Annotated in this window: 13 protein-coding genes; 5 read left to right on the top strand and 8 right to left on the bottom strand. The window is 65.2% G+C overall.

Features of this window, described 5'->3' with window-relative positions:
* Window positions 1-83: 83 nt before the first annotated feature.
* Window positions 84-512 carry a CBS domain-containing protein gene (locus AC3WJD_RS08805; protein ID WP_492746229.1) on the bottom strand — a complete coding sequence of 143 codons (429 nt, stop codon included), beginning with the start codon at window positions 510-512 and terminating at the stop codon, window positions 84-86.
* Between the two features lie 72 nt (window positions 513-584).
* Between AC3WJD_RS08805 and AC3WJD_RS08800 the strand changes: the two genes are divergently transcribed.
* Window positions 585-878, top strand: coding sequence for a hypothetical protein (locus AC3WJD_RS08800; RefSeq protein WP_492746228.1), 294 nt, complete (start codon window positions 585-587; stop codon window positions 876-878).
* Complete coding sequence (locus tag AC3WJD_RS08795; protein ID WP_492746227.1) at window positions 875-1,264, top strand: acyl-CoA thioesterase; 390 nt, start codon at window positions 875-877, stop codon at window positions 1,262-1,264. The genes AC3WJD_RS08800 and AC3WJD_RS08795 overlap by 4 nt, the downstream gene beginning before the upstream one ends.
* On the opposite strand, the gene AC3WJD_RS08790 is transcribed toward AC3WJD_RS08795, so the two are convergent.
* The 7 genes from AC3WJD_RS08790 to hisS all read right to left on the bottom strand — a co-directional run bounded on the left by AC3WJD_RS08790 (window position 1,265) and on the right by hisS (window position 9,995).
* Window positions 1,265-2,839, bottom strand: coding sequence for a DUF4139 domain-containing protein (locus tag AC3WJD_RS08790; protein WP_492746226.1), 1,575 nt, complete (start codon window positions 2,837-2,839; stop codon window positions 1,265-1,267).
* A gap of 4 nt (window positions 2,840-2,843) precedes the next feature.
* A complete protein-coding gene (locus tag AC3WJD_RS08785) occupies window positions 2,844-4,205 on the bottom strand; it encodes a DUF4139 domain-containing protein (protein ID WP_492746225.1) in 1,362 nt (453 codons plus the stop codon).
* A 71-nt stretch (window positions 4,206-4,276) separates the two neighbouring features.
* On the bottom strand, window positions 4,277-5,725 hold the full coding sequence (locus tag AC3WJD_RS08780; protein ID WP_492746224.1) for an OprO/OprP family phosphate-selective porin: 1,449 nt from the start codon (window positions 5,723-5,725) through the stop codon (window positions 4,277-4,279).
* A 188-nt stretch (window positions 5,726-5,913) separates the two neighbouring features.
* A complete protein-coding gene (locus AC3WJD_RS08775; protein ID WP_492746223.1) occupies window positions 5,914-6,603 on the bottom strand; it encodes a DUF4167 domain-containing protein in 690 nt (229 codons plus the stop codon).
* Window positions 6,604-6,863: 260 nt separating this feature from the next.
* Window positions 6,864-7,706, bottom strand: coding sequence for a peptide chain release factor N(5)-glutamine methyltransferase (gene prmC, locus AC3WJD_RS08770; RefSeq protein ID WP_492746222.1), 843 nt, complete (start codon window positions 7,704-7,706; stop codon window positions 6,864-6,866).
* Window positions 7,672-8,751 carry a peptide chain release factor 1 gene (prfA, locus tag AC3WJD_RS08765; RefSeq protein ID WP_492746221.1) on the bottom strand — a complete coding sequence of 360 codons (1,080 nt, stop codon included), beginning with the start codon at window positions 8,749-8,751 and terminating at the stop codon, window positions 7,672-7,674. Before prfA ends, prmC begins: the two co-directional genes overlap by 35 nt.
* Window positions 8,748-9,995 carry a histidine--tRNA ligase gene (hisS, locus tag AC3WJD_RS08760; RefSeq protein WP_492746220.1) on the bottom strand — a complete coding sequence of 416 codons (1,248 nt, stop codon included), beginning with the start codon at window positions 9,993-9,995 and terminating at the stop codon, window positions 8,748-8,750. Before hisS ends, prfA begins: the two co-directional genes overlap by 4 nt.
* A 50-nt stretch (window positions 9,996-10,045) precedes the next feature.
* On the opposite strand from hisS, the gene AC3WJD_RS08755 reads away from it, so the two are divergent.
* From AC3WJD_RS08755 to ppa, 3 genes are all read left to right on the top strand, one after another.
* Complete coding sequence (locus AC3WJD_RS08755) at window positions 10,046-10,708, top strand: DUF1345 domain-containing protein (RefSeq protein ID WP_492746219.1); 663 nt, start codon at window positions 10,046-10,048, stop codon at window positions 10,706-10,708.
* 88 nt (window positions 10,709-10,796) lie between these two features.
* Window positions 10,797-12,704: a M61 family metallopeptidase gene (locus tag AC3WJD_RS08750; protein WP_492746218.1), complete on the top strand. Its 1,908-nt coding sequence runs from the start codon at window positions 10,797-10,799 to the stop codon at window positions 12,702-12,704.
* Window positions 12,701-13,228, top strand: a complete 528-nt coding sequence (gene ppa, locus AC3WJD_RS08745) for an inorganic diphosphatase (protein ID WP_241631828.1) — start codon at window positions 12,701-12,703, stop codon at window positions 13,226-13,228. The genes AC3WJD_RS08750 and ppa overlap by 4 nt, the downstream gene beginning before the upstream one ends.
* Window positions 13,229-13,247: the final 19 nt, after the last annotated feature.

The raw sequence follows: 13,247 nt of genomic DNA, 5'->3' as shown, positions 1-13,247 counted from the left end.
GCCTGGATCCAAACATCAAGGAGAAGACAAATGCCGTCGCGATTTTAAACCTTGACCGACGTCCTCGTCATGTGAGCTCACATCTAGACGCCCTGGATATAGTCGCGCATCGCGTTCGCCTCGGCCTCGATCTTGTCGATGCGGTATTTGACGAGATCGCCGATCGAGACGAAGCCGATCATGCGACCGTCCTTGATCACGGGCAGATGGCGGATGCGCCGTTGCGTCATCAGCGACAGTGCCCCGAGCGCGGTGCGTTCGGGTTCTGCGGTCACCGCGGGCGCGGTCATCACGTCCGCGACCGAGTGCTGGAGCGCCGCCGCCCCATGGCGCTCGAGACAATGGATGACATCGCGCTCGGAAAAAATGCCGAGCACCGCGTCGCCCTCGACGACGGGCAGCGCGCCGATCCGCTTTTCCGCGAGGATGGCCACGGCTTCGGCCACGCTGGCGCTCGCCGAGATCGAGATGACGCGGTGTGGGTTTCGCTCGAGTATCGCCTGGATCGTCATTGTCGCGACTCTCCCATGTCTTTTGTGCCCTGGACCTTGATGTTCCCATGACTTGGCCACAAAGGGAAGGCTATGGCTGCGAACGAGCCCGACCTTTCCGATCCCGAATATGCGCGCTTCGCCTGGCGGCGCTATCGGCGGTTGATGGCGTGGATGACGCTGGCGGCGATCATCGCGATCGGCGCGGCGCTGCTTTATCTGCGGTGGAGCTATGGCCCGCTGTCGATCCACATGATCATCGCGACGGTGCTGGGCGTGGGATTGTCGGTGATGCTCGGCACCGCGCTGATGGGGCTGGTGTTCCTGAGCTCGGGCACCGGCCATGACGAGAAGATCCAGGATTTTTCGAAGGACGAAGACGAATGAACCAGATCGGCAGCGCGCCCCGCGACCCCATTTTGCGCGTGGTCCCCGGCCCCAGCGACATCAATTCGAACGGCCATATCTTCGGCGGATGGATCCTGTCGCAGATGGACATCGCCGGCGGCATCGTCGCCGCGCGCGAGGCCGGTGGCGCGGTCGCGACGGTCGCGATCGAGGCGATGGAATTCATCGCGCCGATCCTGCTCAGGGACCTCATCTCGGTCTATGCACATGTCGCACGCCGCGGGCGCACCAGCCTTGCGATCAAGATCGAGGTGATCGCGACGCGAGACCGCGGCGAGACCGCGGTCAAGGTGACCGAAGCGATCTACACCTTCGTCGCGCTGGACGAGAATCACCGGCCGCGGCCTTTGCCGAGCGTGGCGTGATCAGTGATCCCGATGAAGGCGCACTGAATAGCTGACGCTCGCTTCGCCATTCTCGGGCACCGTGACCGGCAGAACCCAGCCGCCACGCCCACGCTCGATTCCAGGCGGTTTCTCGGCAAGATCGAAGGGCACGATGATCTCTGCCCTGACCGGCACCGGGCGGGCGTTGGTCAGGTCGACGCGCCAGTCCTGCTTCTTCTTCGTTTCGCGCTGCTTGGTGAGTCGCCACTGGACATCAGGGCTGTTGCCCAGGTTGATCTCGACGCGTTCTTCGACCGCAATGTCGGCGAGATCATCGCTGCCCGCAAGCAGCTCGCGGCCCGCGACCGCCTCGAAGACCGCTACCCCTCCCGCGGGAAGGGGCACGCCGAGTCCCTTGTCCTTGGTGTTTCTGCTCCTCAGCAGGAACGGCATCGCCTGGAAGTCCGCAGCATCCGACCCGGCATTGGCCACATAGACGCGCTCGAAACTGGCCTCGGGCTGGTCGATCATCGCGACCTGCTTCTGGCCCTGCGCGGACACGGTGACGCGCTCGGGCACGCGGTAGAGCTTGAGATCGCCCAGATCCTCCTGCTGTGCCACCATCGCAACCGGGGCGGGCGGCGGTGGCGCCAGCATGCTATAAGAGCGGCGATCGCGCCTTGAACTCGTCACTATGATCTCGCTGGATACCGAGTTCATAGCGATTGCGCCCTCTTCCGCGGCTTCGTCGGGCCACGGCAGGCGTCTGAAGATGTGACGGGGATGCGTGCTCGTAATGTCTCTCGGCCAGCATTTTAGCCGGAGCGCCCGGCTGGGCTGGGCAAGAGGCGGGGCATTGCGTTCCTTGCGCGGCTGGCCCGCAACGACTTGCAGCCGCGCATCCCTGAAGCTCTGCACGCCGCCATTGGCGAGCGTCAGCCAGGCGAACAACGCCATCGCCTTGCCGCTCTCGTCCATGCGCGCCACATAATTGGCCGACCAGTCGAAGCCCTGCGCCATATAGGTGAGTTGCACGGCTGCGGTGACGGGTCGGTCGCTCGTCGTCAGCACCGTGAGCGTCGGGCGCGGCGAAAGATCGGCGGGGATTTCGCCGTAGAGCATCCGTTCGGGCAGCCCCGAGCAGCCGAGTGCCTCGACACCCTCGGCGGTCTGGACGATGACGCCGCCATTGGGGCCTGCCTGGACGATCGCGTCCTGCTCGGTCACCTTGCCGGTCTTGCGGTTGGTGCGCTTCAGGCGAACCTTGCGCTTCAGATAGGCGTCGACCAGCCCCGCGGGCGAGATCAATCGCGCATCCCTGTTCTTCTCGCGCACACCCCTGGGCAGGCCGGTGACGATCGCGGTCTCGGGAAGCAGTCCTTCCGCGACGCCCTCGAACCGCACGACGCTTTCGCCTGCGGGAATGGTGATGGTGCGAGTCTCGCTGATGAGCGCATAGCCCTGCGGCCAATTGCGATCCATCGGCCCCTTGCCGCGATTCGGTGCGCGATAGATCGTGACTGACACGTCGGACACTTCGGTCGAAACGACGGTGCCAGCCTGAGCGGCCGTCACCCATCCGAACAGGATCAGCAGGAGCGCTAATGCGCGCATCGGCTCAATACCGCGTGTCGAACGTCGCGGTCAGTTCAGTCGTGCCATTGGCCGGCACCGGCACCTTCCATTCGATCCGGTCGGCCGAGACGCGCGTGCCCGCGATGCTCTGCGCCTCGATCCGGACATCGCCCCACAGCCCGTCCTGCGCGAGATCGAGGGTGAGCTGCTCGGGTCGCGCATTGGTCACGATGTAGCGCATCCTGGTGCGCCAGCGGCGGTTGGAGAGCCTGGCGCGCTCCTCGACCACCGTCTTCACCTTGACGTCGAACGCGTCGCCGGTGCGGATCGCCATCGACGACCCCATCGGGGTATGGTCGATCCGGCTTTCTCCGATGAACTGCGGATCGCCCCGCCTGTCGCGCAGATAGACGCGGATCGTGCCTGCGGGAAGCTGGTCTCCCAACCCGCCCTGCTTCGCGGTTGAAAATTTGATCGCCGTCACCGCGCTCCGCGGATCGTCGTTGCTGCCGAGCCAGTGATTGACGAACTCATAAGCCTTGCGCGCGGGCGCGCCTTTCACGTCGAGGAAGCTCACCTGCTTCTGTTGCGCGTTGGCGATGGTCGTGCGCTCGGGCAACGGATAGAGATAATAGTCGCCGAGCCGCTCGCGCGTGCCGCTTTCGGTGCCCGCGGCCTCAAGCGTTGAATTGAGCGCGTTGAAGCGGTTCTGCCCGCCGCCGACATTGCCCGCGACGAGCAGCGTATCGGCATTGGCGTAGGTCGTGCCCGTATTGTTGGTGAGCGTAACCCAGCCCTGCATGTCGGCCGTGCCCGACTTCTCGTCGAACAGCATGACATAGTCCGAGGTCCAACCCATGCCCGGCGTGAGATAGGAAAGGCTCGTTGCGACGGTTTCCGCCTTTGCGGCGTCAAGCGTCACCGACAGCGTCGGGCGCGCGCGCAGATTTTCGGGCACCTTGTCGAAGACCACGCGTACAGGCAGCCCGTCGTCGCGCAGCACTTCGATCCTGTTGCCGATCTGGAGGACGATCCCGCCATTGGCCGCGAGCACCTTCGCCAGTTCGCGCGTCTCGGCGCCCGTTGCGGGATTGGTGCGGACGATGGTGATCACCTGCCCCACCGCCTTTTCCATCAGCTTGTCGGGCGAGAGCAGGTCGTAGTCGAAATTCTGCTCGACGATGCCGATGCCCGCACCCGACAGCGTGACGGTCTCGGGCCGGATCTGCGCCGAGACGTCGGGAAATTCCTGCCGGCTGCGCCCCGACGGAATGTTGAGCTGGCGCACATCCTGCACCAGCGCGAGATTGTTGTTGTAAATGGTGACCGCGACATCGCCTTGCGCGCTCTGCGCCAACAGCGCCGTCGGTGCAACGATCAGACCCAGAGCCAACAGCTTGCGCATGACATCCCCTCCGCCTGGATGGCATGTCATGCCCTATCCCTCGGCTCGCGCGAAGCCGGAAAATGCAGGAATCAGAATTCGATCTGTGCGCGCAGCGCGACCGAATCGGTGTCGTAGCGGCGCTGGTCGACGGGCTTGGTCGAAAGTGGCACCACCGTCGCGGCCTGCGGTCCTCCTTCGACCTCTATGTGCGAATATTGCAGCAGGAAGCGCAGATACTCGATGGGATTCCAGATCAGGCTCATCTCATAGCCCGTCTGCTGGCCACCATTGATCAGGAGCGGGGCGCCGAGCAAGTCGGACGAGAACCGGTCTGTCAGGTCGAGATAGTCGAAGCGCGCATTAAGCTGGATCGCGCCGGGCCCGCCCTTGTCGACGGGATTGACCACCTTGGTGCGATCCCATTTGCCGCCCTTGTAGCCGCGCGTCTCGCCCGTGATGTACCAGCCGATCTCGGCATAGCCCGAGAAGAAGGAAGGCGCGCCGTCGAGAACCACGCTGTCGGAGTCCATCCGAAAGTCCTTGGTCCACAGCTTGTGCGCCTCGCCCGCGAAATGGAAGGGTCCGAAGATGCCGCCCAGTTCGGCGCCGACCACGTCGTCACCGCTGATGTCGAGGGTGCCGGTGTCGACGAAGCGGACGTCGGTGAGCTGCGTGAAGGGCCGCGCGCGGAAGCGCGACAGCGGAGCCGCGGTCTGATTCTCGCGGTGCTGGTAGTTGAGGCCGAAGTGCAGCCGGCCGTCCTTGCCGATCTTGGGCGACCAGGTGCCGCGCACGCTCGCCTGCCACTGGTCGTCGGAAAAGCTGTTGCTGATCGGCCCCTGATAGATGCCCGCGGTCAGGGTGAAGCGGTCCTTGGGATCGATATAGCCGACCGAGGCGCCGATCCTGCGCGCGAAATTGAAGCCGTCGTTGCCCTGATGGCGCTCGAGCACCGAGCCGATCTTCGAGCTCGACACGGTGTCGAGCCCCGACAGCGGATAATGATTGCCGAGCGTCACGAGGACCGGCGTCTTGCCCTGCCATGTCAGGATCACGTCCTCATAGCCCACCTCGCCATTCGCGAAGTTGAACTCCGCCTTGTAGCCGAAGCCGCCGGGCAGGCCGCCCTGCGCTCCGAGCACGAGGCGCCGGGCGCGCGTGCGATAACCGAGATTGTTGGTGTCCACCGCATCATTGGGATTGCCGACATGGCCGGTATCGTACTGGATGAAGCCCGTCGGCTTGAAGCTGAAGCCTGTGGCCTTGTCCTCGAATTGCGGCGCACCCTTCCAGATCGGCGCTGAAGCCTCGGCGGTCTTGGCGGGCGGTTGCGCGGGTGCGGGCGCCGCGGCCGGCGCCCTCGCCTCCGCGGCCTTGCTCGCCGCCATCTGCGCCTCGAGTTCGCTGACCTTGGCCTGGAGCGCGTCGATCTGGGCCTTGAGCGCCTGGATATCCGCGGCGCTGGGCGCGGTCTGGGCGTGCGCGGGCGCGGTCAGTGCAGTCGCTGCGAGCAATACAGCCAGAAAAGGAGTCTTCATCGGCCTGGTCTCTTCATCGAATTTCGGGACGCCCCGTCCGTTGCTCGGTGACGCCGCTAGGGCAATATGATGACAGTTACACGACGCATTGATGACTGTTTGATGACACGATAGCGGGTATGCAACGAAAAAGGGGTGGCACCCTCACGGATACCACCCCTTTATGTCTTTCATCTGACCTCGGGCGATCAGCCCTCGACGGCGGCCCCGGCCTCGGGTGCCTTGCGCGTCCGCCGCGCGCGCGGCTTGGGCGCGGGCGCCTCCTCGGTCGACGCCGACAGCGCCGGCGGCAGTCGATCCGCGTCGAGGCTCAGTTCCGCGGACGCATCGACCGCATGGCCATTGGTGTCGGTCTTGGTGCCACGACGCGGGCGCAATCCCGCGCGCGGAGCACGGGGCGCCGGCTCGGCGGATTCGGATTCGGCGGCTTCAGGCGCTTCGCGGCGCTGCTGATCGCCAGGCTCGTCGTGCATCTCGCGCTGGGGCGCACGATCGCGATTGCGGCGCTGATGCCGGAAATCTTCCTGTTCGAACGGTTCGGCAGCCCCGTCGTCCATCGCCTCGTCGGCGCGGACCTCGTCGCCCAGATCCTCATCGTCCTGCATCTCGTCGCGCGGGCGCCGGTTTTCCTCGAATCGCGCACGACCATCATTGAGGACACGGAAATAATGATCCGCGAACTGGAAATAATATTCGGCCATGACCCGGTCGCCCTGCATCTGGGCGTCCCGCGCAAGATTCTTGTACTTTTCATGCAGCTGCGCCGCATTGCCGCGTGCGCGGTTGTCGATGCGGTTGCCCTGATCGGACCGGCCCTGGCCGGATTGCGACCGCTGGCCGCCGCGGCCGCGACGACGGCCGGACTGACGATTGTTCATCAAGCTGTGTGTGTCCTTGACTAGCGTAAAACCTAGACAACGCTCCCGTTAAAACGGTTGTCGGCCCCTGTCCGGCCTTGCCGCGCGCGCTTCACGAGCGGGCGCGTCGTGCCTTTTGCCTGAGCCACCGGACTTCAGCGACATCATGACTTTGGGGGCAGGTAACGGCAAATTCAGAGCTACGCTGTCGATTTGCCCGTCCCTGAGACCTATCTAGCGAGCCACCCCTCGCTCGCCAAGGGGAAATGTTCGAAAAAGCGTCAGGGTCGCGAAAGCAGGATCGCCCGGTCACGCCCGCCCAGATCCTGGCGGCACGAGACCTCATACCCGCTCGCAGCGAAAAGCGCTTCGACATCAGCACGTTGCGCCGCACCTATTTCGATCACGGCACATCCGCCCGGCGCGATCAGCGGCGGAATCTGGTGCGCCAGTATACGATAGTTTGAAAGCCCGTCGGCACCCGCGAACAGCGCCTCATGCGGCTCATAGCCGTGCACATCGTGCGCCAGCTGCTCACTCTCGGCGATATAGGGCGGATTGCACAGGATCAGATCGAAACGCTCATCGATTCCCGCCGCCCAGTCGCCGAGCCCGAATTCTGCCCGATCGGCCAGTCCCAGCCGTTCGGCATTGGCGCGTGCGATGCCAAGCGCCGTCTCGGAGGCGTCGACTCCAAGGCCGGTCGCGGTCGGCCACTGGTTGAGCGCGGCCAGCAGCAGCGTACCGGGGCCGGTGCCAAGGTCGAGCACGCGCTTGGGTCCGGCGCCGCCGAAATGATCCACCGCCGCCTCGATCAGCGTCTCGCTGTCGGGGCGCGGGATCAGCACCCCCGGCGCGACGCCGAGCGTGATCGTCCAGAAATCACGCGTTCCGGTGATATAGGCGAGCGGCTCGCTCCCCAGCCGGCGCTCGACCAGTGCGGCAAAGGTCTCGGGAACATCGGCGCCGCCGCGGCCCAGCAGCACGTCCTCGCGGCTAACGCCCAGCGCATGTGCCATCAGCAGCTCGGCGTCGAGCCGCGGCGTGTCGCTCGTCGCACCCAGCCGCACCGCGGCCGCGCGGAGCGCCTCAGCTATCGAGATTGGCAAGCCGCTCGGCCTCATCCTCGGCAACCAGCGCGGACACGAGCTCGTCGAGCTGCCCTTCGAGGATCTCGGGCAAACGATGCAGCGTCAGGTTGATGCGGTGGTCCGTGACGCGGCCCTGCGGGAAATTATAGGTGCGGATTCGCTCCGAACGATCACCCGATCCGACCATCGACTTGCGCGCGCCCGCCTGCGCGCTCGCCACACGCTCGCGCTCGGCCTCGTAGAGCCGCGCGCGCAGCACCTTCATCGCCTTGGCCTTGTTCTTGTGCTGCGACTTCTCGTCCTGCTGGCTGACGACGATGCCCGTGGGCAGGTGCGTGATCCGCACCGCGCTGTCGGTCGTGTTGACGTGCTGCCCGCCTGCGCCCGAGGAACGGAACACGTCGATCCGCAGATCTTTCTCGTCGATATGGACGTCGACCTCCTCGGGCTCGGGCAGCACCGCCACCGTCGCCGCCGAGGTATGGATTCGCCCGCCGCTTTCGGTCACGGGCACGCGCTGAACGCGGTGGACCCCGCTTTCGAACTTCATCCGCGCGAACACGCCCTGCCCGGTCAGGCTGGCAACCACTTCCTTGTAACCGCCGACATCCGACGGGCTCGCCGAGATCAGTTCGACGCGCCAGCCCTGCCCCTCGGCGAAGCGCGAATACATGCGAAACAGGTCACCCGCGAACAGCGCGGCCTCGTCGCCGCCGGTGCCCGCGCGAATCTCGAGCATCGCGGGCTTGGCGTCGGCAGCATCCCTGGGCAGCAGGCGAATCGCCAGATCGCGCTCGGCCTCGGGCAGCTTGTCGCGGATCGTCGCGACCTCCTCGACCGCCATCTCGCGGATCTCGGCTTCGGCGCTGCTGTCCGCCACCAGTCCAGACAACACCTCTAGCTCTGCACGCAGTCGGCGTACCTCGCCCGCGGCGACCGCGACGGGTTCGATCTCGGCATACTCCTTGGACAGCGCGACGAACTGCTCGGGCGCGAGATCGCTGCGCGTCATCATCGCCTGAAGCTCGTCGCGCCGCGCCTCGATCGCGGCGATGCGGTCTGCCGAGATCGAGATCATTCGCCGCGAACCGCTTCCACCAATATATCGAGCGCCACCTTGGACTGGGCACCCGTGCCAAGATTCTTCACCGCCGCCACACCCTTGGCGAGCTCGTCATCGCCCAGGATCACCGCGAAACGCGCGGCCGCGGCATTCGCCTTCTGCATCCGCTTCTTCATATTGCCGCGAAACGCCATGTCCGCCGACACACCCGCGCGACGCAGCGACGCGACAATCCCCTGTGCCGCCGCCTCGGCTGCCGCGCCCATCGGGATCAGCGCCACCTGCGGGCCTTCGGCCGCCGGCGCGCCAGCAAGCATCGCCAGCCGCTCGATCCCCGCGGCCCAGCCCACGCCCGGCGTCTCGGGGCCGCCGAGCGAGCCGATCAGCCCGTCGTAACGCCCGCCCGCCAGCACCGTGCCCTGCGCGCCCAGCCGGTCGGTGACGAACTCGAACGCGGTGTGGCGATAATAGTCGAGCCCGCGCACCAGCGTCTCGTTGCGCGTCCACCTGACCCCCGCGGCGTCGAGCCCCGCGGTCACCTGCGCGAAGAAACCGGCGGCCTCGTCGGTCAGGAACTGGTCGATCCCCGGTGCGCTGTCAGCGATCGGGCGGTCGCGCGAATCCTTGCTGTCGAGGATGCGCAGCGGGTTGCGCTCGAGCCGGTCGAGGCTGTCCTCGGACAGTTCGCCGCGATGCTTCTCGAAATGCGCGACGAGCGCCGCGCGCCAGGCATCGCGCGTCGGCGCATCGCCGAGCGTGTTCAATTGCAGCGTCACCCCGTCACCGATGCCGAGTTCCCTGAGCAACTGGTCGGCCAGGACGAGCAGCTCGATATCGGCCTGCGGCTCGGCGGCGCCGATGATCTCGGCGTCGATCTGGTGGAACTGGCGGTAGCGGCCTTTTTGCGGGCGCTCATAACGGAATACCGCTCCCGATGCCGCGAGCTTCAAGGGCGCGAACTGCTGCCAGCCTTCGGTCAGATAGGCGCGGCAGATGCCCGCTGTGAATTCGGGGCGCAGCGTCAGCGAATCCCCGCCGCGATCGGGAAAGGTGTACATCTCCTTGGAGACGACATCGGTGGTCTCGCCGATCGAGCGCGCGAACACCGCGGTCGCCTCGAAGATCGGAACCTCGACGCGCTGGAAGCCATAGAGCCCGCGGACACGATCGAAGGTATCGACGACATGCTGGAAAGCGCGCTGCGCCTCGCCGAGCATGTCCTGCGTTCCACGGATGCGATTTGGAGTCTGTCCAGCCATAATGCTGCGCTCTCTAGTAGAGAGTTTTCAAAATCGCTAGCGTCCGCATCATGACGCAGCCGCAACGCAGGGGTGTGGGCAATGCGGTGGCGCCACCGCGCTTCCTGCTGTTCCTGCTCGTACTCACGGTCGGCGTTCCTGGCGCACTCCGGTTCTTCCCGTCGGAAGACTGGCAACTTGCGCTGCTCACCGCCTTTGACACAGCGGCGCTGTGCTTTCTGCTCGCCGCCGTGACGCTATTGCGCAAGAGCGACGCCGACGAGATGCGGCGCCATGCGGCTGCCAATGACGCCAATCGCTTGTCGCTGCTGATCATTACTGTCGCAGTCAGCGCGTCGATCCTCGTGACGGTCGCATCGCTGCTGAGCCTCGCGGGCAAGCCCGCGCTGGGCGTCGGCTCCCTCATCATCGCCTCGCTCGCGCTGACTTGGCTGTTCGCCAACACGATCTTCGCGATGCACTATGCGCATCTTTACTATCTGCCCGATGGCGGCCGGGATCGCGCCGGGCTCGAATTTCCCGGTGACGACACCCCCGATTACTGGGACTTCCTCTATTTCAGCTTCACGCTCGGCATGACCTTCCAGACCTCCGACGTGACCGTCGCCAGCGGGCATATGCGTAGGATCGTGCTGCTTCAGAGCATCGCGGCCTTCGTGTTCAACATCGGCATCCTCGCCTTCGTCATCAACACATTGGGCGGCGCCCACTGATTTTCTGGGCGCGGGGGTGGACCCGGGCGCGCCGATCGCCCTAAGGGATGAGACAATATCGCATCATCCCCGGGGGAATCACGTTTCCATGTCCATTCGTCTGATCGCCCTGCCCTTGCTTCTCGTCTCGACCTCGGCGCTCGCTCAGAACAGCATCTCCGAACCAGCTCTGCTGGCGAATACGATTCCGGCACCGCAGGACATCGCCTATCCCGGCACGATGACGCTCGATGTCGACGCAACCGACGTCCAGCGCGCGATCTACCGCGTCAAGCAGACCATTCCCGTCGCGAAAGCGGGCCCGATGACCTTGCTCTTCCCTGACTGGCTGCCGGGCAAGCACGCGCCGCGCGGCGAGGTTGAGAAGCTCGCCGGGCTCAAGATCCGGGCGGGCGGCAAGGAGCTCTCCTGGCGCCGCGACAATCTCGACGTCCATGCCTTCCATATCGATATTCCCCAGGGCGCTGACCGGCTCGACATCAGCTTCGATTTCGTCTCGGCGACCGACAAGGACCAGGGCCGCGTCGTCATCACCCCTGTGATGATGAACCTGCAGTTCGAACAGGTCTCGCTCTATCCCGCGGGCTATTTCACGCGGCGCATCCCGGTGAAGGCGACGGTCAGGTACCCGGTCGGCTGGAAGGCCGCATCGGGCCTTCCCTCGACCGCCAATGGCTCGACCTATTCCTACGAGACGACCGATTACGAGACGCTGATCGATTCGCCGGTCTTCGCGGGCAAGCACTTCCGCCGCGAGCAGCTGACCCCGCGCGTCGGGCTCAACATCGTCGCCGACGAGGCCAAGTATCTCGCTGCGAAGCCCGAGCAGATCGCGGCACATCGCCGCCTCGCCGAACAGGCGGTCAAGCTGTTCGGCGTCCAGCATTACGACAAATACGAGTTCCTGCTTGCGCTTACCGACGAGATGGGCGGCATCGGGCTCGAGCATCACCGCTCCTCCGAGAACGGCGTGAACCGCGAATATTTCACCGAATGGGACAAGGGCCCCGGCCGCCGCAACCTGCTGCCGCACGAGATGACCCACAGCTGGAACGGCAAGCATCGCCGCCCGGCGGGCAACTGGACCCCCAATTTCAACACCCCGATGAACGACGACCTGCTCTGGGTCTATGAAGGCCAGACGCAGTTCTGGGGCTATGTGCTCGGCGCGCGCTCGGGGCTGTTCACCAAGCAGCAGACACTGGAGGCGCTCGCCGCGATCGCGGCCGGTCTTGACAACCGCGCCGGACGCCAGTGGCGCCCGCTGCGCGACACCACCAACGACCCCGTGATCACACCGCGCGCACCCAAGGGCTGGGTGAGCCTTCAGCGGTCGGAGGATTATTACAACGAAGGCATGCTGATCTGGCTCGAGGCCGACACGATCATCCGCAGGCAGTCGGGCGATAGCAAATCGATGGACGATTTCGCGCGCAGCTTCTTCGGCGGCCGCGACGGCGACTGGGGTATCCGCACCTACGTCTTCGACGACGTCGTCGCGGCGCTGAACGGCGTCGTCACATACGACTGGGCAGGTTTCCTGACGCAGCGGCTGGGCGAGACCTCGAAGACCGCGCCACTCAAGGGGCTGACCGATGCGGGCTATCGCCTTGTCTATACCGAGGAACCGACCAGCTTCATCACCGATGGTGAGCGCCGCGCCAAGAACACCGATCTCAGCTATTCGCTCGGGCTGACCGTCAAGAACAGCGGCGAGGTGAGCCAGGTGATGTGGGACGGCCCCGCCTTCGACGCGGGGCTTCGCGTCAGCGACAAGATCGTCGCGGTCGCGGGCAAGGCCTATTCCGAGGACCGGATCAAGGAAGCGATCACCGCCGCCAAGGGAAGCAAGGCGCCCGTTCGGCTCCTGATCCAGTCGGGTGATCGCTTCCGCGACGTGGAAATCGCCTATTCGGGCGGTCTGCGCTATCCAAGGCTCGAAAAAGCGGCTAACGGCGCCGCGACTCTCGATCGTCTTCTGGAGCCCAAACCTTGAACATCGACCTCATCCCGGTCGGGGACAACCCGCCCGAGAGCATCAACGTTATCATCGAAGTGCCCGTCGGCGGCGAACCCGTGAAGTACGAGTTCGACAAGAAGTCGGGGGCGCTGTTCGTCGACCGCATCCTGCACACGCCGATGCGCTATCCCGCCAATTACGGCTTCATCCCGCACACGCTGTCGCCCGACGGCGATCCGCTCGACGCACTCGTCGTCGCACGCTCGCCCTTCATCCCCGGCTCGGTGGTGAAGGTCCGTCCGATCGCGGTGCTCTACCTCGAGGACGAGGCCGGCGGCGATGAGAAGCTGCTGACCGTGCCCGTCGACAAGACCTTCCCCTATTACACCGATGTCGGCGAGAAGGACGACCTGCCCTCGATCGTGATGGCGCAGATCGAGCACTTCTTCACCCACTACAAGGACCTCGAGTCCGAGAAATGGGTCCGCGTCGGTACCTGGGGCAATGCCGACGACGCGCGCAAGGTGCTGATCGAAGCCATCGAGCGCGCCAAGGCGTAAGGCCACAGCCGTTTCAGAA

The sequence above is a fragment of the Sphingobium sp. FW306-1B-F04DB genome (assembly GCF_058781925.1).
The sequence above is the reverse complement of the archived record's forward strand: the minus strand, read 5'-3'. Positions and strand labels throughout refer to the sequence as shown.